The 22828-nt window shown below is 37.1% G+C and carries 22 protein-coding genes; 6 read left to right on the top strand and 16 right to left on the bottom strand.

What is annotated here, in order from left to right; genetic code table 11:
- Positions 1–11 precede the first annotated feature (11 nt).
- The 4 genes from N0B16_RS09655 to N0B16_RS09640 are packed head-to-tail and all read left to right on the top strand — an operon-like array spanning position 12 to position 3580.
- Positions 12–1382, top strand: coding sequence for an exopolysaccharide biosynthesis polyprenyl glycosylphosphotransferase (locus tag N0B16_RS09655; protein WP_262990639.1), 1371 nt, complete (start codon positions 12–14; stop codon positions 1380–1382).
- 35 nt (positions 1383–1417) lie between these two features.
- Positions 1418–2170, top strand: coding sequence for an MlaE family ABC transporter permease (locus tag N0B16_RS09650; protein ID WP_262990638.1), 753 nt, complete (start codon positions 1418–1420; stop codon positions 2168–2170).
- A complete protein-coding gene (locus tag N0B16_RS09645) occupies positions 2170–2985 on the top strand; it encodes an ABC transporter ATP-binding protein (RefSeq protein ID WP_262990637.1) in 816 nt (271 codons plus the stop codon). The genes N0B16_RS09650 and N0B16_RS09645 overlap by 1 nt, the downstream gene beginning before the upstream one ends.
- A complete protein-coding gene (locus N0B16_RS09640) occupies positions 2969–3580 on the top strand; it encodes an outer membrane beta-barrel protein (protein WP_262990636.1) in 612 nt (203 codons plus the stop codon). The genes N0B16_RS09645 and N0B16_RS09640 overlap by 17 nt, the downstream gene beginning before the upstream one ends.
- Before the next feature lie 33 nt (positions 3581–3613).
- On the opposite strand, the gene N0B16_RS09635 is transcribed toward N0B16_RS09640, so the two are convergent.
- Both N0B16_RS09635 and N0B16_RS09630 read right to left on the bottom strand, forming a co-directional pair.
- Positions 3614–3925, bottom strand: a complete 312-nt coding sequence (locus N0B16_RS09635; protein ID WP_262990635.1) for a hypothetical protein — start codon at positions 3923–3925, stop codon at positions 3614–3616.
- A gap of 37 nt (positions 3926–3962) precedes the next feature.
- A complete protein-coding gene (locus N0B16_RS09630; RefSeq protein WP_262990789.1) occupies positions 3963–4766 on the bottom strand; it encodes a M48 family metallopeptidase in 804 nt (267 codons plus the stop codon).
- A gap of 101 nt (positions 4767–4867) precedes the next feature.
- On the opposite strand from N0B16_RS09630, the gene N0B16_RS09625 reads away from it, so the two are divergent.
- A complete protein-coding gene (locus tag N0B16_RS09625) occupies positions 4868–5419 on the top strand; it encodes a DUF4251 domain-containing protein (protein WP_262990634.1) in 552 nt (183 codons plus the stop codon).
- Here N0B16_RS09625 and meaB read toward each other — a convergent pair.
- Entirely contained in the window at positions 5416–6399 is a 984-nt protein-coding gene (gene meaB, locus N0B16_RS09620) for a methylmalonyl Co-A mutase-associated GTPase MeaB (RefSeq protein WP_262990633.1), read from the bottom strand. The genes N0B16_RS09625 and meaB overlap by 4 nt on opposite strands.
- Before the next feature lie 143 nt (positions 6400–6542).
- Between meaB and N0B16_RS09615 the strand changes: the two genes are divergently transcribed.
- A complete protein-coding gene (locus N0B16_RS09615; RefSeq protein WP_262990632.1) occupies positions 6543–6845 on the top strand; it encodes a c-type cytochrome in 303 nt (100 codons plus the stop codon).
- A 38-nt stretch (positions 6846–6883) separates the two neighbouring features.
- On the opposite strand, the gene N0B16_RS09610 is transcribed toward N0B16_RS09615, so the two are convergent.
- From N0B16_RS09610 to N0B16_RS09550, 13 genes are all read right to left on the bottom strand, one after another.
- Positions 6884–7483: a hypothetical protein gene (locus N0B16_RS09610; RefSeq protein ID WP_262990631.1), complete on the bottom strand. Its 600-nt coding sequence runs from the start codon at positions 7481–7483 to the stop codon at positions 6884–6886.
- 25 nt (positions 7484–7508) lie between these two features.
- Positions 7509–8018: a tetratricopeptide repeat protein gene (locus N0B16_RS09605; protein ID WP_262990630.1), complete on the bottom strand. Its 510-nt coding sequence runs from the start codon at positions 8016–8018 to the stop codon at positions 7509–7511.
- A complete protein-coding gene (gene prfH, locus N0B16_RS09600; protein WP_262990629.1) occupies positions 8005–8703 on the bottom strand; it encodes a peptide chain release factor H in 699 nt (232 codons plus the stop codon). The genes N0B16_RS09605 and prfH overlap by 14 nt, the downstream gene beginning before the upstream one ends.
- Positions 8704–8788: 85 nt before the next feature.
- Positions 8789–10180: an RtcB family protein gene (locus tag N0B16_RS09595; RefSeq protein WP_262990628.1), complete on the bottom strand. Its 1392-nt coding sequence runs from the start codon at positions 10178–10180 to the stop codon at positions 8789–8791.
- A 538-nt stretch (positions 10181–10718) separates the two neighbouring features.
- Positions 10719–11225 (bottom strand): hypothetical protein, encoded by a 507-nt coding sequence (locus N0B16_RS09590; protein ID WP_262990627.1) that lies wholly within the window; start codon positions 11223–11225, stop codon positions 10719–10721.
- Between the two features lie 71 nt (positions 11226–11296).
- A complete protein-coding gene (scpA, locus tag N0B16_RS09585; RefSeq protein ID WP_262990626.1) occupies positions 11297–13417 on the bottom strand; it encodes a methylmalonyl-CoA mutase in 2121 nt (706 codons plus the stop codon).
- A gap of 129 nt (positions 13418–13546) precedes the next feature.
- Complete coding sequence (locus N0B16_RS09580; RefSeq protein WP_262990788.1) at positions 13547–15592, bottom strand: prolyl oligopeptidase family serine peptidase; 2046 nt, start codon at positions 15590–15592, stop codon at positions 13547–13549.
- Between the two features lie 178 nt (positions 15593–15770).
- Complete coding sequence (locus tag N0B16_RS09575) at positions 15771–16187, bottom strand: type II toxin-antitoxin system VapC family toxin (RefSeq protein WP_262990625.1); 417 nt, start codon at positions 16185–16187, stop codon at positions 15771–15773.
- Complete coding sequence (locus tag N0B16_RS09570; protein ID WP_262990624.1) at positions 16187–16441, bottom strand: DUF6364 family protein; 255 nt, start codon at positions 16439–16441, stop codon at positions 16187–16189. Before N0B16_RS09570 ends, N0B16_RS09575 begins: the two co-directional genes overlap by 1 nt.
- A 113-nt stretch (positions 16442–16554) precedes the next feature.
- Positions 16555–17640, bottom strand: a complete 1086-nt coding sequence (gene prfA, locus N0B16_RS09565) for a peptide chain release factor 1 (RefSeq protein ID WP_262990623.1) — start codon at positions 17638–17640, stop codon at positions 16555–16557.
- 95 nt (positions 17641–17735) lie between these two features.
- Positions 17736–20576, bottom strand: coding sequence for an alpha-amylase family glycosyl hydrolase (locus N0B16_RS09560; RefSeq protein WP_262990622.1), 2841 nt, complete (start codon positions 20574–20576; stop codon positions 17736–17738).
- 245 nt (positions 20577–20821) lie between these two features.
- A complete protein-coding gene (locus tag N0B16_RS09555; RefSeq protein ID WP_262990621.1) occupies positions 20822–21112 on the bottom strand; it encodes a hypothetical protein in 291 nt (96 codons plus the stop codon).
- Positions 21113–21205: 93 nt separating this feature from the next.
- Positions 21206–22813 carry a fumarate hydratase gene (locus N0B16_RS09550; RefSeq protein WP_262990620.1) on the bottom strand — a complete coding sequence of 536 codons (1608 nt, stop codon included), beginning with the start codon at positions 22811–22813 and terminating at the stop codon, positions 21206–21208.
- Positions 22814–22828: the final 15 nt, after the last annotated feature.

Below are 22828 nucleotides of genomic sequence, written 5' to 3'. Positions count from 1 at the left end.
ATTTAGTATAGATGCAAAGAATACGGTATTCCAGGTATTTAAAATCAATTATCATCCTGCTTGACCTTTTGGTGATTGCATCTATTTTTATTTTCTTTTCTGTAAGCAGAAATCAGTATTCTATCTATGATCAAGAGGTATGGTATCAAAACTCGTTTCCCCTCTTGCTGCTTATATTCTTCTGGATTTTATTAAGTGGGAGAACAAAGATTTATAATATCGCGAGAAATATTACATACATCCTTTTTATAGAACGAATAATTATACATTTTTTATTGTTTTTGATCGGATTGCTGCTGATCCGGAAAGTGAGTAATAACCAGTTTTTCAGCTCTGAACTTTCAGTACTCTCAATATATCTTCTGTTTTTTATTATACTTTCTAAATCTCTTATTTATTTTGCCATAAAATATATCCGGACTCTGGGAATCAATCATAGAAATGTGATGTTTATTTTTGAAAATAATTCTACACAAGTCTTAAAAAATACACTTATAGAGAGAAAAGATTTCGGATATAAAATCTTCAGCTATGAAGGATCTGAACTTGATTCTGAAGAACTTGCCAAATTTTGGAAAAAAAATGGAATTCATACCTTATTTATCCCTACTGAAAACTCATTTTCTGAAAAAATCCAGGACGAAATTTTCCGGCTGGCAGAAGCTCACAAAGTTCACATCTCACTGATCCCGAATATCACTCAGAACAGTTACTTTTTCTATGATCTTGGATATATACAGACCCAACCGGTTTTAAATCAGGTAAAATATCCTTTAGACTATTATTCTAATTTCATCATCAAAAGAACATTTGATATCCTGTTTTCAATATTGGTCTTAGTTTTGATCTGCTCTTGGTTGTTCCCGATCATTGCTTTTTTAATTAAGAGATCCTCAAAAGGGCCTGTTTTTTTTATTCAGAAAAGATATGGGTTTCATGAAGAGGTTTTTAAATGTATAAAATTCAGAACTATGGTGGTGAATAAAGAATCATCTTCAAAAACGACAAGCGAAAATGATGAACGAATTACCAAAATAGGACAGTTTTTAAGAAAAACAAGTTTGGATGAAATGCCGCAGTTTATCAATGTCTTAAAAGGTGAAATGTCCGTTGTGGGACCCCGTCCTCACATGCTTGCAGTTGATAATTATTATAAACCGAAAATAGGAAGATACAGCCTCCGAAGTCTCGTTAATCCGGGAATTACGGGTCTCGCACAAGTGAATGGTTTGAGAGGAGACTCCGGAAATGTAGAAGTAGAGATGAATAAACGCATTCTTGCGGATGCTTTTTACGTAAGAAACTGGAGTTTTGTGTTGGATATGGTCATTATTTTAAAGACCATTTGGCTTGTTTTACGTGGTGATAAAAAGGCAAAATAAATAAAGCTTTAATAAAAATAGTCTAATTTAGCAGAATGTTAAAAAAGTTTTTTACAGCGATAGGAGAATACATGATTCTTCTTGGGAAATCGCTCCAAAAACCTCAAAAAATGAGGGTATTCTGGAAGCTGTTTATGAGAGAAATCAACGATTTGGGCGTCAATTCGTTTGGGTTGGTCATCTTTACTTCGATCTTTGTGGGTGCAGTAGTATCAATACAGATGTTTAATAACTTCGATGCCTCTTCTTTCCCTATTCCGCCTTCTTTTGTAGGCTATGCGACTAAAGCGGTTTTGGTTCTTGAATTTTCACCTACCATAATCAGCTTGATTCTTGCCGGAAAAGTAGGTTCTTATATTGCCTCAACCATTGGAACCATGCGTGTTTCCGAACAGATCGACGCACTAGATATCATGGGAGTAAATTCTCCTAATTTTTTAATTTTACCAAAGATTCTTGCCTGTATGATCTTTAATCCACTCCTGATTGCGATCAGTATCGTTTTTGGTATTGCAGGAGGATATATTGCCGGAATACTTACCGGAAACTGGACGACAGCAGATTATATTTCGGGTATTCAGATGTATATGCCGAATCTTTTTGTGATTTATGCTTTTACAAAAACAACGGTTTTTGCTTTCATTATCGCAACAGTACCCTCTTATTTTGGGTATTTTGTAAATGGAGGTTCTCTCGAAGTCGGAAGAGCAAGTACACAGGCTGTGGTTTGGACAATGGTATTTATTATTATTTCTGAACTAATTTTAACCCAATTAATATTAAGCTGATGATTGAGGTAAAAAATCTTAAAAAGAGTTTTGGTGATGTTGAAGTGCTTAAAGGAATTTCAACCACGTTCGAAAAGGGTAAAACCAATCTTATTATTGGGCAGAGTGGTTCCGGAAAAACTGTTTTTCTAAAAAGCTTGCTGAATGTTTATCAGCCGTCTTCCGGGGAAATCTTATTCGACGGAAGAGATATCAACGTGATGAACCGTGAAGAAAAACAACAGCTTCGCTCAGAGATTGGTACGCTGTTTCAGGGCAGTGCTTTGTTTGACTCTTTAACCGTTGAAGAAAACATTATGTTTCCGCTCGATATGTTTACCAATCTTACGTACAGAGAAAAGAAAAGAAGGGTTTTTGAAGTAATCGGGAGAGTGCATCTGGATAAAGCCAACAGAAAATTTCCTTCTGAGATTTCCGGTGGGATGCAAAAACGTGTAGCGATTGCAAGAGCCATTGTAAACCATCCCAAATATTTATTTTGTGACGAGCCTAATTCTGGTCTTGATCCTTATACTTCTAATGTAATTGATGATTTATTGCTGGAAATTACCAAAGAATACAATACCACCACCATTATCAATACCCATGATATGAATTCTGTGATGACAATTGGCGAAAAAATTGTATATCTGAGACTGGGCATCAAAGAATGGGAAGGAAACAAGGACATTCTGATCACGGCAGGTAATAAAAACCTGATTGATTTCGTTTATTCATCGGAACTATTTAAAGAACTGAGAGAGTATTTGCTCGAAAACAATAAAACTATTGAAAATACAATAACTAAAATTGAAGACAATGAAAAAGGTTTATAGCATCGCATTCGTAGTTTTTTCGCTGTTTGCATCAGCACAAATTTCACTGGCGGCAAAAGCGAATCTGATCTTTCCGACAGGATCTCCATCATGGCAAAACATTAAAGGCACCGTAAATCAGGCTATTGAAGGGGAAGGAAAAAATAATGTAGGATTCAATGCCGGTTTATCTTTAAAAATAAGCCTGCCGACTTCACTTTTCCTGATGCCGGAATTATATTACACTAATTTTAAAAACGAATTTACCACCTCCAATACTACTTTTGATATTAAAAGCAGCCGTATAGACGTGCCTGTACTTTTAGGGTACAATATTTTGGGAAATACAGTGGGGGTATTTGTAGGTCCGGTTGCTAGTTATAATCTGAGTAAAGAAGATACCTTCAACGATTTTAACGAAAATGCAAGAGATAATTTCACCGTAGGGTACCAGTTTGGTGCTCAGCTTGAAATTAAAAAGCTGATTTTAAACGCAAAATATGAGGGCGCAATCAGTAAAGATTCCAGAAATTTTATCAATAAAGTTTCCGGTGAAGAAGTACGGTACGACAACAGACCTAATTTATTTATGGTAGGTGTCGGTTACAAATTTTAAAATCATATTACAGATATATAAAAAATCCTCAAATTATATTTGAGGATTTTTATTTTGATATTCAAGCTCTGCTTCCCGCTTTGCGATTATTGCGGCTTGCTTTTCAAGTTCTTCTTTATCTTTCTGAAGCTGTTTGAATTCTCTTCTCTGCTGTTCAGCTTTTATTGCCGAACCTTTACTTACATATCCGATCATTCCGCCGATAATCAAACCTATTCCTATTCCTGCCATCACTCCCATCACATGCGAAATTGTAATTTTTTCCACCGTAAAATCTGTGGTAAGATAAAATAGCAACGCAGAGATGGCGAGAAGGATTAATCCTGTTATTGAAATACCTTTCATAATGATTGTTTTGTTTGCATGGAAGTTACAAAATCTTCTAGCCTTTTCCTCCTGCTGCCTTATAATATTCTAAAGCTTTAGGTAAATCTTTCTGAATATCTGATATTCTGGTTTCCGGGTTAGGGTGCGTAGATAAAAATTCCGGCTGTCTTGCTCCCGTAGAAGCAGATTCCATTCTGTTCCAGAAAGGGATTGCCTGTCTTGGGTCATATCCTGCCATAGACATCAGATAAAGTCCCATCTCATCTGCTTCGGATTCCTGATTTCTACCGTATTTTAATAATGCTACCTGCGAACCAATAGGATATACCTGTTGAAAAACACTCGCCCATTGTGAATTAGAGATTGATCCTCCTAAAATTGCTCCTCCATATTGCGCCACCATCGATTGTGAAATCCTTTCATTTCCGTGCCCTGCCAAAGCATGAGAAACCTCGTGTCCCATCACTACTGCAAGTCCGGTATCGTCTTTGGTAATCGGAAGAATCCCTGAATATACTGCCACTTTTCCTCCCGGCATACACCATGCATTGACCTGCTTATCCTGAAGAAGGTTAAACTCCCATTTATAATTGGCCAAATCTGCACTTCTTCCGATACTTGCATAATATTTTTCTGCAGCGCCTCTGATTCTGTTGCCTACATTTTTTACACTTTGAGCCTGTGACCCTGTGATTACTTTTGATTCATTCAAAGTTTGTTTATACTGCTGCAATGCCATCGCTTCAATCTGAGAATTGTTTGCGAGCTGCAGAGATGATCTCCCGGTAATCGGGTTTGTTGTACAAGCGGCAACAGACAATACTGTTGCTCCTATTCCTAGTAAATGTGTAATTTTCATATTAAGGGTATTATCATTCATTCTTTACAATTTCTATTCCAAAAAAAGACGGACTGCTGTTTGCATAGATTTTGCTATAGATATGAATTAATATTCCTGTTATGAAAAAATATATTTTACTGATATTCGCCGTCTCTTTTATTCTGATGTTCCAAAACTGTTCATCTCAGAATACAGCAGATTCTCAGATGGTTAACCAGTTATTAAATGCGGAAGAATTTACATTTCATGCGCAGAGAGCCAATCCTACGAATTATGATGTTATCAATGTCATGAACTCCATTCCTAATTCTCCTTCAACAAGGATTTTACAATTGGATGGGGATGGTTACAGTATCGAACTGAGAAAAAACAATCTTGAAGTGGTGCTGCCTTATTTCGGAAGGGTTTTTAATCCATCTTACGGGGATTCTTCTAAAAGTGGCTATCGATTTACCTCTAAAGATTATACGGTCACCAAATCCCAAAATAAAAAAGGAAACTGGATTTTTCTCATTAAGCCTAATGATGTAAGCAACGTTTCAGACATCAACATCGAAGTTTATAAAAACGGGAAGGCATTTACTTCCATCAGAAGTAATGACCGCCAGCCAATCACGTATGATGGCTATATTTCTAAAAATGAAGATATAAAAGTAAAAGAGAAACTTTAATCTTTTGATAAAAACTTGTCTACAAATAATTTTGCTTCGGTACTTGGATTTGAAATTCTCGCCGAGGCATTTTTTTTGTGCTCAGCGTAGGCTGCTTCCAGTGATTGGTCTTTTTTCATCATTGTAAGAATATATTCTTGAACCCAGTATTCAAAACGCTTTTCAGATTGTTGTATTCTTACGGTTTCAAACCTGCCCGTTTTCTTTTTTAAATCGATAAATTCACTTATCTTTTCAAAAACTTCATAAAGACCTTCATTATTAAGAGCAGATCCTAACAAAATAGGAACTTTCCAGTCTTTTTCTTTGGAAGGAATAAAATCTAAGGCCCGCTTTAGCTCAAGCCTCGTATTTTTTGCTTTCTGCAGGTTGCTTTCTTCTACTTTGTTAATGAAAATAACGTCAACCATTTCCATAATCCCTCTTTTAATTCCCTGCAGCTCATCTCCGCCGCCAATGATTTTTAAAAACAGGAAAACATCGGTAATATCATTGACCAAAACTTCCGATTGTCCTACCCCAACCGTTTCGATTAAAATATAATCATATCCTGCCGCTTCACAGATCATCATGGTTTCGAAAGTCGTATTGGCGACTCCGCCTAAAAACCCTGAGCTTGGAGAAGGCCGTATAAAAGCATTCTCTTCTTTTGCCAGCTCTTCCATCCTGGTTTTATCCCCTAAAATACTTCCTTTATTAATGGCGGAACTTGGATCAATCGCTAAAACAGCGACTTTTTTACCATTTGAGATGGCTATTCTTCCGAAATTTTCTATAAAAGTGGATTTTCCGGCTCCCGGAACCCCTGTGATCCCTACGCGAATAGATTTCCCGGTAAAAGGCATGATCTCTTTCAGCAGGTCTTCTGCCTGATTGCGGTGTTCATCTTTTTTGCTTTCTACCAAAGTAATCGCTTTTGCAATCAGGCGCTTATCGCCCGACTGTATTCCTTTAATCAGCTCTTCTGTAGAAAATTTCATGCATTCAAAAATAATAATTAATTGTGAGAAAGTGAAGGATGATTGAATGCAAACTGACTATTTATCAAATTTTATTTTAAATCAAACGAATACGATTGCTTATAGAGAAATTCATACATTTGTTTTAATCAAATTTTAAACGAATGAAAAAACGTATTGTGATATTATCCTGTATTGCTGTCCTATTGGCTTCATGCACTCCAAAAATAGCATCGAACACGCCTGCTACTGCGCCAGTTGGACCCGCTGTTTCCACTGCAGAGCAGCTTGCCCAGGGAAAAACCATTTTTGAAAATGCCTGCGGAAGATGTCATAAATTGCCGGATCCTGCTTCACATAATCCTGTACAATGGGTCGGAATTATGAATTCTATGGCTCCAAAAGCAAAACTGAATGATGAGCAGCATCAATGGGTATATGACTATATTGTTTCGGTGAAAAAATAATTAGTATAAATAAGTCTTCATTCGAAGGCTTTTTTTATTTAACTAATCCAATGATCAAATGACTTTATAACTTTCCATTTTCCATTGATCTTTTTATACATCGCAGTATAGCCGTTTGCATTTAAATAACCACATGAAACGGAATTTTCCACAATACATATTGTTTTATCTTTATTGAAGAAAGGTATGGAAAAACTTCGGATACATTTCTCTCCGTATTTTTTGCCAAATTCAGTCCAAAAATCACTTTTCTTCTTTTCCCTCAGCTTTTGAAGTTCCTGTCCTGTTATATATCTCACATTGCTGTTTATCTTAATTTTATTAAATTTGAAATTTGACATCTTCTTTCCCTGATTTCTATAATAAGCGGAATCTTGTTGCAAAAAAATTGAATCGTACTTCAAATTAATACCAAGCGGTTTTATTTCACTATCATCTGTACCTATACTTACCACACTTAATGTTAAATTATACATTAAATGATTAAAATCAGGCGCGAGACTATCGTCCTTAATCAATTGATTTAAAACTTCATAGTTTAAATCTAAAGTTTCATCTTTTAGAATAACTTCATTTTTGAGTTCAGGCTCTTTACATGAGATGATCATCAATAAAAATAATAAAGTACAGTGTTTCATAAACTAAATTTACAAAAAAGGAGACTTATTTCGTCTCCTTTTTCTTTTTAGATTTCCTGGGCATTTTAGACTTAATGAATTTCTTCCGGTCTTTTACAACATTAAAGCTGTGCGATGTGAAGCAATATTTTTCAGCTTCAGTCAGGAATTTTAAGGCATTTTGAAAACTCCCTCTCTTTTCCGAAAGCAAAGCTCTGTAGAACCAAAGTGTTGATTTATCAATTCCCTTTATTTTCAGTGAATAATTAATCAGTTTTTCAGCTTTCTGGAAATCTTCGTTATCCAAAAGACATTTGATGTAATATTTTGGAGTGTTGAGATTTGTGACATCGTACAACATCGCTTCTTCAAAATAGAGTTTTGCTTTTTCATAATCCGTCAACACTTCACTATAGATTCTTCCCATCAGACAAAGGCTGTCTGCATCTTCCGGATCATATGATAAAGCGTAATTCAATGCTTCCAGACAACCCGGTAAGTTGTAAGGATAATTATCTAAAGCTTCGAAGTAATATTTACTTTTAGTTAAGGTCATTTTTGTAGTTTTTTAATTCGTTTTTCAATTGATTTCTTTCTTTTTTGAATGATTTCTCCTGATGATACTTTTTAAAATCAGTTCCGGAAAAAGTACGGACCGGATTTCCTCTCTGTACCTGCAAATGATTGTTCCAGGTTTCCTGCATTCTTTTTTCCAATTGCCGAATATGAAATTCCATTACTTTTTCCTTTAATCTGACGATGGAAATTTTCTTATTCTCCAATTGCGAGCGGGAATCCTGTACGAAAACACTTTGCCCGGTTTTTACATACGTTGCACGAACTGCGGTTTCTACTTTATTCACGTTTTGTCCGCCACTTCCCTGACTTCTCGCCGTCTGAAACTGAATTTCTTTTTCATTAAATTCAATTTTCTCCATACCTTCAAGTTCAAAAATTCCGATGAACCAATTGCTTCTTTTATGGAATTTTCTGAAAGTGCTTTTCCCAATCCAAAGAATACTGCCGAGCCAGCTTTTAAGAAATTCATTGACTTCTTTTCCTTTTAGAAGTAAGGTTGCAGATTTCAAAGTCAGGTTTTCATCGCCATTTTCACGATGAATGATTTCGTAATCGATTTTATTTTGTTTTGCTTCCTCAAGGAAGACCTTCAGTACTTTGGCAACTACCCATTGACATTCCAAAGGTCCTCTTCCCGAGGTGATTTGTATTATTTTGTCCATTATTTTTAATTCGTTGTTTGTTGAAAGTTGTTTGTTGATGGTGTTAAAAATCCTGACAATCATCACCCAAAAACTAACAATCATTTTATTTATCCATTCTTACAATTCTCGGCTGAAAAGTTCCGAGAATATCTACCAACTCACTTTGAGCATTCATTACATCATTAATGTCTTTGTACGCCATTGGTGCTTCTTCGGCATTTCCGCCCATCAATGTGACATTTTTGAGTTTTAATTCTTTCTTAATGTCATTTTGAGTGAAGCGGTTTCTGCATTCACCTCTCGAAAAAGCCCGTCCCGCTCCGTGTGAAGCCGAGTTCAGCGAATCCGGATTTCCTTTCCCGCGAACGATAAAACCTTTTGCCGTCATTGAACCCGGAATCATTCCCAATTCATTTTCGTTTGCGGGAGTCGCGCCTTTTCGGTGAACAATCACTTCTTTTCCGTTATGAATTTCCTTCCATGCAAAATTGTGATGGTTTTCTATTTTAGCTTTCACTCTTCCGCCAACTGCTTTCACCAATCTCCTATGAATGTCTTCGTGACAAGCTGATGCATAGTCTCCTGCTAAATTCATTGCCGTCCAGTATTCTAATCCGAGATGCGTATTCAGATCCAGCCAGGCGAAGTTTTGCGCTTCTTTTGGCAACGGACATTGTTCTGTTGCAACCCTTGAATAGTATTGAGCGATTTCTGCTCCTAATCCGCGTGAACCGCTGTGCGAAAGGATTCCGAGGTATTTTCCTTTTGGAAGATTGATATGTTGGTCTTCTTCTATAATTTCAACCTCCCCGAATTCCACAAAGTGATTTCCACCTCCGGAACTTCCCATTTGCTTGATTGCTTTCCCTTTTAATCTTCTCAGAATCGGGATCAAATCAAACGTTTCTCTGTCGAAAATTTCGTGATCGACGTGAGATTTATGGGTTTCATACATTCCGAATTTGGTATGTTCGGCAAGCGCTTTTTCGTATTTATCTTTTGCGCCGTCCAGATATGAAATTGGCGTATCTAAAATACTGAGGCTCATTCTGCAGCCGATATCCATCCCGACTCCATAAGGAATCACGGCATTTTCTACAGCGAGAACCCCACCAATCGGAAGTCCGTAACCGCTGTGCGCATCGGGCATTAAGGCTCCCTGTATCGCAATCGGCAATTTCAATGCAGTGTACAATTGGTTTTTGGCATCATCTGAAATGTTGTTTCCGAAAATATGGAAAGAAGCACGGTTTGTATTGAGTGTTCTTTTCTCAGTTTTCTTGGATGAAAGTAGAGCTTCTGCAATTTGTCCGAAGGTCAGATCTTTTTCGAAATTTTCCGGATTGACCAAAATTTCCTTCAAAAGAGATTTTACGTGATGAATATTTTTTGTGGCAAAATTTCTTTTCATGACTTCCAAAGCTATATTGACACTCTGATTGTTGGGATAACCCAGTTTTAATATATCTTTTCCTTTTAATTTTAAATTTCCCATTGTTTTTAAATAAGATGTTAAATATTAGATGCTAGAAGTTAGACTTTAAGCACCTCATATTTTCAACTAAAATTTTAGTTGCTTTTTTCTAAACCTTATAGGTTTTGGAAACCTATAAGGTTTTTAGCAGAGCATTATTAGCCCCGATGGAAACGGCATCCTTTTTTTGCGTGGGCTTGAAAAGCGTTGGCAAAAAAAGATACAGTGTACAGCGGGAAATAGCTCCTGATAAAAATTTTGATTTCGGGAAAACTGTTCTGAGTTTGAAATATTGCGCAATAAAAAACCCGAAATCTTACGACTTCGGGTTTTGATATATCATTGTACTGTTATTCTAAGAGTATACCAAACCACGAAGCCTCACTAACATAAGTGGCAAACCGAAAGGAGAATTATGATCTAATCTGAACATTGCTTCGTTGTTTTTAATGGGTTAAACTTTATTTTCAGATGCAAATATATACATTTTTCTGAATATGCACATTTTCGCAAAAATAACCTGAAAATTTCTTAATCAGGTTTCTATTTATTGCTGAGATTAATCTTCGGATCCCAAACTGTCCATTTCGTCGTTCATTCCTTTGGTGGGAGAACTGTACGTTCTTTCAGAGCCTAAGAAATAAATATTATGCCTTGCCTTTGCAATGATGCCATTATATACATCTTCGGGTAATCCGGATGTATTCTTTTGTCCTTCTTCCGTATATTCCGGCTGATTTTTATGAACTTCAATGGCACCTTGGTCATTCAGGATTTTCTTTGCTTTCTGAGCCTGTATGAAATTGTCTGCGTATACAACAATATTGGTATTGCCTACACTTTTTCTACGATAAGCATCTAATAATTCATTATCATGAATAAAAATATGATCCCAGAAACCTTTTGTCTTTTCATCCTCGCGGAAATCTTCAGCGGATGTATCATCTTCGAGTTTGGATTTTGAAATCACAATATTTGCTTCGTCAATACCGTTTTGGGTCAAATTATTTTTTACCTGATCTGCATCAATATCTGCAGGAAAAACTGAAACTACTGTATAAGCCATAATATCTATTTTTTTGGTTGTGGTATACAGTACAAATGGTGTGCAAAAAGAATTTAATTATAATTTATTAACTAATTTTTTAAAAATCTATTCAGAATATCGACCGCACATTTAGGAAGGTTGGTTCCAGGCCCAAAAATAAAATCTGCGCCATTTGCATATAAAAATTCGTAATCCTGCTGCGGAATTACTCCGCCCACCACAATTGTAATATCATCTGCACCCAGTTTTTTCAGCTCTTCCACCACTTGTGGAACCAATGTTTTGTGACCTGCCGCGAGTGATGAAACTCCTAAAATATGAATATCATTTTCCACGGCCTGTTTTGCCACTTCTTCCGGGGTCTGGAATAATGGTGCGACATCGACGTCAAAACCCATATCGGCAAATGCTGTCGCCACTACTTTTGCCCCTCTGTCGTGACCATCCTGACCCATTTTGGCGACCATAATTCTCGGACGGCGGCCTTCTTCCTCCTCAAATTTCTGTGTAAGAAGAAGTGCCTGACTAAAATATTCGTTTTTTCCTGCATTCATCGCGTAAACTCCTTGTATGGTTCTGATATTGGCTTTATAACGTCCGTAGGTTTCTTCCAGCGCATCGCTCATTTCTCCTAATGTCACTCTTCTCCGGGCTGCCTCGATGCATAAAGCCAGAAGATTTCCTTTTCCTGTTTTTGCAGATTCACGGATTTCATTAAGGATCTGATTAACCGCTTCTGCATTTCTTTCGGTTTTAATATTGTTTAATCTTTCAATCTGCTTTCTCCTGACCTCCGTGTTATCAATATCCAATATATCAATCGGGGTTTGTTTTAAGCTGGATTTAAATGAGTTAACACCAATGATAAATTCTTCTCCGCTGTCAATTTTAGCCTGTTTTTTTGCAGCAGCCTCCTCAATTCTCATCTTGGGAATTCCGGCTTCTATGGCTTTGGTCATCCCGCCTTCTTTTTCCACCTCATCAATGAATTTCATGGCTTCTTCGATCATTTGCTGAGTGAGGCTCTCAATTAGATTGCTCCCGCCCATCGGATCAGCTACATCGCAAATTCTGCTTTCCTGCTGAAGAATAATCTGTGTATTTCTGGCAATTTTTGCCGAATAATCTGTCGGAAGCGCAATAGCTTCATCCAAAGCATTTGTGTGAAGGGATTGGGTTCCTCCTAGAGCTGAAGACAATGCTTCAATAGCAGTTCTTGTAATATTATTAAAAGGTTCTTGCTCTGTTAAAGACCATCCTGAAGTCTGAGAATGCGTTCTTAAGGCTAAAGATTTTGGATTTTGTGGGTTAAATTGCTTCAAAAGCGTTGCCCAAATGTATCTTGCAGCACGCATTTTGGCAATTTCCATAAAATGATTCATCCCGATTGCCCAGAAAAATGACAATCTCGGAGCAAAATCATCTACTTTCATACCTGCTTTAATACCGGTTCTCACGTATTCCAAACCGTCTGCTAATGTATAGGCCATTTCCAGTACAGGAGTTGCTCCGGCTTCCTGCATATGATATCCTGAAATCGAAATTGAATTGAATTTCGGAATGTTTTTAGAAATATATTCGAAAATATCAGCGATGATTTTCATGGAAGGTGTTGGCGGATAAATGTAGGTATTCCGGACCATGAATTCCTTTAAAATATCATTCTGAATTGTTCCGGAAAGAAGATCCTGTGAAACGCCCTGCTCTTCTGCAGCTACAATGTAAAAAGAAAGAACTGGTAGAACCGCGCCATTCATAGTCATAGAAACTGAAATCTGATCAAGAGGAATTTCATTAAACAGAATTTTCATATCCTCCACAGAATCAATAGCAACCCCTGCTTTACCAACATCACCAACTACTCTAGGATGATCAGAATCATATCCTCGGTGCGTTGCCAAATCGAAAGCTACAGAAAGCCCTTTTTGTCCAGCCGCAAGATTCCGTCTGTAAAAAGCATTCGACTCTTCAGCTGTAGAAAATCCGGCGTACTGACGAACCGTCCATGGTTTCTGAACGTACATCGTAGAATATGGCCCCCTTAAAAAAGGTTCAATTCCCGGTGAAGATTGGGTTAAGGCTTTATTTTTAACATCATTTTTGGTATAAGATGATTTGAGTTCCAACCCGTCTTTCTCAAACGGATAGATTTCAACCGGCCTTTCAGATATGGTAAATTGGGGATTTTTGTTCTGGATTTCCCTTCTCATAAGTTCAGATTTAAAAGTTTAAAAATAAGCATTTTCAGAATAATAATTTGTCGTGATTTTAAGCTCAAAAAAGCGAAATTGTTTTAACAAAATCGCTTTAATATGTATGATGATTAAATAATCTAATTTCTATTTAGCCAACTGTTTGATTCCCATTTCGTATAATGCGAAAGAAATCAAATCTGCATTTTCGCTGATGACCTGATCAGTTGCCCTTCCTGCTCCGTGACCTGCGTTTTTCTCTATTCTCAATAAAATCGGATTGGCACACTTCTGTTTCTCCTGAAGCTCTGCACCGAATTTAAAAGAATGCGCCGGAACAACACGATCATCGTGATCGCTTGTAATAATCATGGTGGAAGGATAGCACGTTCCCGCTTTTACATTATGAACCGGTGAATACGATTTCAAATATTCAAACATTTCTTTGCTGTCTTCCGCTGTTCCATAGTCATAAGACCATCCCGCTCCTGCTGTAAATTTGTTGTATCTCAACATATCTAAAACGCCCACTCCGGGAAAAGCGACTTTTGCCAGATCAGGACGCATAGTCATGGTTGCCCCCACTAAAAGACCGCCGTTTGATCTTCCGGAAAGTGCCATAAATTCTTTTGAAGTATAACCCTTGCTTTGTAAATATTCTCCAGCCGCGATAAAGTCGTTGAAAACATTTTTTTTCTGCAGTTTTGTACCGGCATCGTGCCATTTTTTTCCATATTCTCCGCCACCACGGATATTCGGAACGGCATAAATACCTCCGTTTTGCATCCAGATTGCATTGACAACCGAGAATGAAGGCTGTAAACTGATATTGAAACCACCGTAAGAATACAGCATAGTTGGATTTTTACCATCAAGCTTAATTCCTTTTTTATAATTGATCATCATCGGAACTTTCGTGCCGTCTTTTGAGGTATAAAATACCTGTTCAGAAACATAATCTTCCGGATTGAACTTTACTTTAGGCTTCTGATATACTTCAGATTTTCCGGTATCTGCATTGAATTTAAAAGTAGTTCCCGGTGTAATGTAATTGCTGAACGAGAAATATAGCTCTTTTTCTGTTTCCTTACCGCCGAATCCTGAAATATTTCCTTTTCCGGGAAGTGAGATTTCCCTGATCAGCTTCCCTGATTTGTCATATTGCTTTACCTGATCAATGGCATCAACCATATAGGTCGCAAAAAAATAACCGCCACCGGTAGAAACCGCCAGAACATTTTCTGATTCCGGGATTACGTCTTTCCAGGTTTCCGGAGACGGATTTTTAATTGTAGTTTTTACCAGGCGCATGTTCGGAGCATCTTTATCGGTAAAAATAAAAAGGTTATCGCCTTCCGTATCAACAATATTGGCATTAACATCAAACCCCTTATTGATCTGGATAAAATCTCCGCCATTTTTTAAATCTTTGATATAGAGCTCATTCCCATTGGTCGCATTGGCCGCCGAAATAATTAAATATCTCTGGTCTTCAGAAACTCCTGCTCCTAAATATCTTCTTGGTGTTTCATCTCCGCCGAAAATCAATTGATCTGCCGACTGTTTTGTTCCTAGTTTATGATAGAAAACCTTATGTTTATCTGTCATTCCGGAGAGCACGGTTCCTTCTTTCGGTTTGTCGTAGCTTGAATAAAAGAATCCTTCATCTCCCTTCCATGAGATCCCGCTGAACTTTACATCTACAATGTTTTCGTCGATCTGCTTTTTGGTAATGGCATCAATGATAATGATTTTGTTCCAGTCGCTTCCGCCTTCTGAGATCGAATACGCCGCCAAGTTTCCTTTTTTATTGAATGAAAGCTGGGAAAGTGAAGTTGTTCCTTTTTCCGAAAATTTATTCGGATCTAAAAATACTTCTGTTGCTTTTGTTTTACTGTGGGTTCTATACAATACAGACTGTGCCTGAAGCCCGTCATTTTTATAATAATACGTGTAATCTCCTTCTTTAAAAGGAGCGCTGATTTTTTCGTAATTCCAGATATCGGTCAACTGGTTTTTAATCTCATCCCGAAAAGGAATCTGTGAAAGATATCTTTGGCTGTAGGCAACTTCCTGATCAACCCATTTTTTGGTGGGTTCGGAATCATTTTCCAAACCTCTGTACGGATCTGCAATGGCAGTTCCAAAATATGTGTCGGTCTGATTTCCTTTTGCTGCTTTAGGATAATTCATTTTCTGAGCATAAAAAGTTGCTGAAAACAAAACTCCAGCGGTTAATACAATTGATTTGAAATTCATGACAATGGTTTTATCAAATTTAAGGAAAGTTATGGGAATAAAAAAAGCTTCTTCGGCGAGAAACTTGCGATATCTATATTACTTGATGGTAATAAATAAGTAGTCAAAAAATTTATTTTTTAATTATCTGTAAAAAACTTTCAGCATTCATCACCGGAATTAGTGCATTTTTAAAATCTTTTTCATTTCTTGTAATGATAATTTCGCAGTTTTCAGCTATAGCACTGAAGTACTGCATGCTATCTTCAAAATCTTTAAAATCTGAATTGATAGCTCTTTCTACAACCTCATCATTCATTATGGAAATATTACAAAGCACCTTAAACTTTCGGATTTTCTCAAGTGCTGCTTTAGGATTTTCATATTTTGCTAAAATATAATATACATTTGAAATAGAGCTGGGAGATGTATAAACGGTAATCTCCTTTTGGTCTGCTAAAGTTAAAACTCTTGCAGCTGGTCCATAAAAATTTTCTCTTTCACCAAGAAAATCTAATACGATGTTGGTATCTAGAAATATCTTTTTCATTATTGATATTTTTTGTCGAAATCATCAATCAAATTTTCTTTAAATACTTTATCATCTATATCTACTGGAATACTTTTCCCTGTAGATATACTTTTAACAAAAGGAGAAATTTCAAACTCATCGCTTTCCCCCCGGGTTAAAGAATCAAGATAATTCTCAATTAATCTTGACAAGCTCATCTTCTTTCCAGAGGCATATTTTTTTGCGCGTTCAATGACTGTTTCGTTGAGTTTTATAGTAAGTTTTGAGTCCATAATAAATATTATACGTACAAATATAAATAATTTATACAGTAATTTGATATTCTAAAATAAAAAACTTCTGATTTCTCAGAAGCTTTATATGTAATATGTAGAAGAAAAAAAATTTAATAATTTTCTTCTTCGCCTTTCATTTTCTCAGCATTTTCAGCCATAATTACGGCATCGATCATTTCAGAAATATCACCATTCATGTATGCATCAAGATTGTACATGGATTTGTTGATTCTGTGATCGGTAACTCTTCCTTGCGGATAATTGTATGTTTTGATCTTTGCAGAACGGTCACCCGTGGAAACCATCGATTTACGCTGTGCAGCAATGTCTCCCACAGATTTCTGAACTTCAATATCATATAATTTGGTACGGAGCATTTCCATGGCCAACTCTCTGTTAGCCAACTGTGAACGTGCCTGCTGACAAACCACCACCATTCCTGAAGGTTTGTGTGTCAACTGTACTTTTGTTTCAACCTTGTTTACGTTTTGTCCCCCCGCTCCACCAGAACGCGAAGTCTGCATTTCAATATCTGCAGGATTCAATTCAAAATCGATTTCTTCCGCTTCCGGTAAAACAGCAACGGTAATGGCCGAAGTGTGCACTCTTCCCTGAGATTCTGTTTCGGGAACACGCTGTACACGGTGTACTCCGGATTCAAATTTCATAATTCCGTAAACGCCTTCTCCTTCCACTTTCAGGATCAATTCTTTATATCCTTTTGCCGCTTCGTTAGAATCTGTGATTTCGTGCTTCCATCCTTTGGTTTTAAAAAACATGGAATACGCTCTGTATACATCTTCTACAAAGATGGCAGCTTCATCACCACCGGTTCCTGCGCGAAGTTCTACAATCACATTTTTATCATCCGCAGGATCTTTAGGGATCAAAAGAACTTTTAACTGTTCTTCCAAACCAGGAAGTTTTGCCTGCGCTTCTACTTTTTCTTCCTTAGCCATATCGACCAAATCTCTGTCTGAACCATCTGCGATGATTTCTTCCGATTCTGCGATGTTGTCTAAAGCATTTTTATATTGATCGTAAACGTGTACTATTTTTCCTAAATCGCTGTATTCTTTATTGAGAGAAGAATATTTTTTCTGATCCGAAATTACTTCTGGCTGTATAATAAGGTCTGCCACCTCATTATATCTTTGTTTTATCGCTTCTAATTTTGGAATTAATGACTTAGACATATTAAAAATTTAGTATGCAAAGATACGGATTTGAGGATAAATAAAAAAAGCCCATTTCCATGAGCTTTTAATGTTTAATTTATACATCGATCATTTTACTGAACGATCATTTTCTGAATGGCAACGCCATTATCGGTTTTCAGATGAACAAGATAAGTTCCTGCGGGATAATTTGTTTTTAATTCATAAGTTCCGTCTTCATTTTTAAGTTTAAAAGAATCCATTCTTTTGCCGCTCATATCATAGATCATAATTTGCCCGTTTTTGGCTTTGTGATAAATTAATGTAGCCAAACCATTTTTAACCGGGTTATCTGCAATCTGTAAAGACAATCTTTTATCTAAATTTTCTTCACCAGTAGCAAGAGTTGCCACCGGATTTGCAAAAATTCTAAATTCTCCCGGCTGAAGTGTTATAGGATCTGTCGTAGACGTAACGTTCAATATTGTACTGTCCATGAGATTCTGCCATTGTCCTGTAAATGGAAAATAAGGGACAACGTTTTTAACGGAAGTATCATAATTGGCCAGAACCACTACATTTTTCACTCCTGTTGTTAATGTGTTGTCATATACATATATTCTAGTGATGAGCCCATTTGGATCATTCGTAAGATTATTTGATTCTACGGTGTATGTCTTGGATTTGAAAACAGGATTGGCATTTCTGATGTTAATAATCTGCGCCCAAGTGTCATAAATCGCCTTTCTGTTGACATTGGTGTCATATCCTAATGTGAAAGCAATCGGTTTTTCGTCTGTTCTGCAATTGTTGTTAATAGTCCCGTCTGCACATCTGTTAATGCTGAATTCGTATCCCAGTTCTCCAAACTGCCAAATCATCTTCGGACCGGGAATCGTAAAGAAGGTCGCTCCAAAGGTTTTCATTCTTTCTAATGCTGTATTGAGATTTGTCACATTATAGGTCCCATTTACAGCACCATACGCTAGATTTTTAAACATTAATCTTTCTTCGTCATGGCTTTCTCCGTATCCAACACCCGACATATTGCTGAACCCGTGAAATTCATGATCCATACGGTCATAATTGCTGTTTTCTTTATAGCCCATTGTATTCTGGTTATAAGGCCCGTTCTGATTATTCCAAAGCATTACGCCTTTTCCTTCTGCAATTCTGTAATTTGCCCATTGCTGCTCTTCCGCATCGGTTCCCAAATGTTCAAAAATCATATATGAATTGGGATCGAGTGCCCACTGTTTGTCTGCATAATATTTCAGGATATCTACTCGGTCCTGCTGATACGCATTGGTACAGGTTTCATCATTTTCTGAACAGTTTTGGGTAAAACCTTTGGTCAAATCCCAACGGAAACCATCCACTTTATATTCTGTAAGCCATTGCTGTAAGGTTCTTTCAACATAATATTTTGTCGCAGGACTGGTGTGGTTAAAATCATTGAAAACATTATAGGAATGTTTCGGAACAGTATTGAAATAAGGATTATTGGCGGCGATATCTCCATAACCGTCTCCGTCCGGATCAATATTCCAAAGTCTCGCCAAAGGCGATCTGCCGGTTGCGTGATTAAAGGCAACATCTAGGATTACCGCAATTCCGTTTTGGTGACACAGATCAATAAATTCTTTAAATTTCTGAGGAGTACCGTAAGCTTTATCTAAAGCGTAATGAAACGAAGTGTTATATCCCCAGGAAAGATTCCCTTCAAATTCCATAATTGGCATTAGTTCGATCGCATTAATTTTCAAGCTTTTCAGATAATTGATCTTATCAATTAACGACTGCCAGTTTTTTTCCTGCGTAAAATCTCTTAATAACAATTCGTAGACAATTAAATCCTGTTTATTCGGTCTCTGGAAATTGGTTACCTGCCAATTGTAAGGTGTTTCTCCGGTTTTGAACGTGGAAACCTCAAATCCCTGTCCTGCAGGAAATACCGGCAAATTCGGATAGGTGGATGCAGAAATATACTGATCATCGTAAGAAGATAAAATCTGAGGAGAAAAAGGATCTGCCACTTTTCTCAAATCATTGGTTCTGTATTGAAAAGTATACAACTGTTGAGGCGTAATTCCTGTAAGCTCGATCCAGTACAGATCAGGATTTGTAGTATCTCTTTTCATCAAATAGGCATCATTCACTGTCCAGTTGTTAAAACTACCGATCACATGAACGAAGTTTTTAAAAGGCGCATACAAGGCTAAACCTACTTTTGTGTTATCGGTAGGATTATAATTAATTCCCTGTCTTATCCAGCTTGGAATAGCCTCAGAAACTACATTTCTAGGAACCTGCAGCATAAAAGTTGCATTTTTGACGTTAGAATTGGCATCGGTAGCAATTATCTCCATATTGGCATCTGCTGTTACGGTATAATTGTAACTGTATGATGTTGAAGGTGTCGATGTGGAATTGATAACGGTTCCATTTGCCTTTAGCTGATAAGTGGCATTAATATTCGTAGAAGCTGTAATATTGATGCTATTTCCGACAGGAACTGATGTAAGTGAATTCGCGGCAGGATTTGTTAAATTTAAACTTAGCGTCCCTACATTTACAAAAATATCAGGTGATGTCTGATGGTCACCCGTTTTTGTTTTCAGTAAAAAACCTATTCTTCCGATACCGGTCCGGTTGTAGAATGTTGTAGGTGTGAAAGTCAGGGAGTACGTGTCTGTTCCTGCATTGTAAGCCAGCCTGTTCAGCTCGTTAGAATTGGTCCAGGCTCCGTTAGTGGGACAATCCTGACTATTAGCATAGTTTAAATCCAATGACCACGTCCAAATATAAATGGCATTCCCGCTCACTCCCCAAGCTGATTCATCAATCTGGTTGCCCGGAACACTGAGCGTAACGGAATTGGTTTCGTTAAAAGGATTAGGATTGATCGTATAACTGATCTGCCCAAAAAGAAATGCTGTTATAAGCAGCAAAAATGTTGAATAAAGTTTTTTCATATCGGTTTTTTATAAATAAACTTTAAATATAAAACATTTTTCAAGTAAATCAATAATTTATCCTTTAATTTCTTAATTTTATACTAATAAATTATGTCAAACATACAATTTTAATGAATATTTACTAATCAGAAACAAATCATTATAAAAACAGAAAACCACTGATACAAGATCAGTGGTTTATATATGTTGTTTTGCTATGATATCACTTTTCCGGAATTAAGGTGGAAAAGCGATGACATTCATTAATGATGTCCGTTGTCGTGAGAATGGCTATCATGTAAGAAAGGCCCATGACCTTTAGGCTGATTAAAAATAACCTCAACACCTTCCTGCTCATAGATATTTTTTCTTCTGATATCTTCAGGGTCAAATGGCTTTATTTTACCAAAATATTCTTTTAAACCTTCTGTTAACCACATTGGGATCACCAATCCGAAAAACATAAAAATACACCAGAACCCTACTAAAAACATCGTAATAAAGTAGATTGTCCAAAGGAACTGATAAAACGGCCAAAATGCTGATAACATCATCTTTCTTATAGATTTTAGGCAAAAGTAGGACTTTTTTCTTTTTCATCAAAAGATTAAGAACCTAAATTTGTAATTTATTATTATTTTAAACTGTTAATGTGCAAGATTTGCAAAAAAATCATTCCCTTTATCATCCGTAATGATGAATGCCGGGAAATCTTTTACTTCTATTTTTCGCACTGCTTCCATTCCCAATTCCGGGAAATCGACCACCTCAACCGATAAAATATTGTCTTTCGCCAAAATTGCTGCAGGTCCGCCGATTGACCCTAAATAAAATCCTCCGTATTGATGACAGGCATTCGTCACATCTGCCGTTCTGTTTCCTTTTGCGAGCATGACCATACTTCCTCCATGACTTTGGAATTCGTCAACATACACATCCATTCTTCCTGCCGTTGTCGGTCCGAAACTTCCTGATGCCATTCCTTCCGGGGTTTTTGCAGGCCCAGCGTAATAAATCGGGTGATTTTTGAAATATTCCGGCATGGGTTTCCCTGCATCCAGCAATTCTTTGATCTTTGCGTGAGCAATATCTCTTGCCACGATTAATGTTCCGTTTAATTTTAATCTGGTCTTAATTGGATATTTTGACAGTTCCGCCAAAATTTCTGGCATCGGTTTATTCAGATCAATTTCTACCGCTTCTTCCAAATGGGGTGGTGTTGCGGGTAAAAATCTTTTCGGATCCTGCTCCAGCTGCTCCAGAAAAATGCCTTCGCTGTTTATTCTGGCTTTAATATTTCGGTCTGCCGAACAGGAGACTCCCATTCCGACCGGACAGGAAGCTGCGTGGCGGGGCAACCTGATTACTCTAACATCATGCGTCAAATATTTTCCGCCAAACTGTGCTCCGATTGCACTTTCCTGACAGATTTTCTGAACTTTAGCTTCCCATTCCAGATCTCTGAAAGCCTGTCCCGCTTCATTCCCTTCAGTCGGAAGATGATCATAATATTTCGCAGATGCTTTTTTTACTGCAGCCAGGTTGGCTTCCGCAGAAGTTCCCCCGATTACCAATGCTAAGTGATAAGGCGGACAAGCCGCGGTTCCCAAATCTGAAATTCTTTCTTTTACAAAAGCTTCAAGTGATTTTTCGTTCAGTAAAGATTTTGTTTTTTGATAAAGAAATGTTTTGTTGGCAGAACCTCCCCCTTTTGTTAAAAATAAAAATTCGTAAGAATTTCCTTTTTTAGCGTAAATATCGATCTGCGCAGGAAGATTAGACCCGGAATTCTTTTCTTCAAACATGCTTAACGGAACGATCTGAGAATATCTTAAGTTTCTCTTTTGGTACGTATTGTAAATTCCTCTGCTTAAATACTCTCCGTCATCGACACCGGTGTAGACATTTTCACCCTTTTTTCCCATTACGATTGCCGTTCCCGTATCTTGGCAAGAAGGCAAAGCGCCTTCCGCAGCAACTGCAGCATTCTGCAGTAAATTGTAAGCAACGAATCTGTCATTATCAGTTGCTTCAGGATCATCAATAATTTTTCTCAAGCTTTCTAAATGGGAAGAACGAAGCATAAAAGAAACGTCTGCCATGGCCTCTTCAGCCAATAATTCTAGACCTTTCGGATCGATGGTTAAAATTTCTCTATCGCCAAGCTGTTCTACTTTTACATAGTCTGAAGTCAATTTTTTATACACCGTATCATCTTTCTGAATCGGGTACGGATCCTGATATCTAAATTCCATTCAATTTTTCTTTGG

Source organism: Chryseobacterium gilvum, assembly GCF_025628965.1.
In the GTDB taxonomy this organism is placed as follows: Bacteria; Bacteroidota; Bacteroidia; order Flavobacteriales; family Weeksellaceae; genus Chryseobacterium; species Chryseobacterium gilvum.
This window is presented reverse-complemented; position numbering and strand designations above follow the sequence as displayed.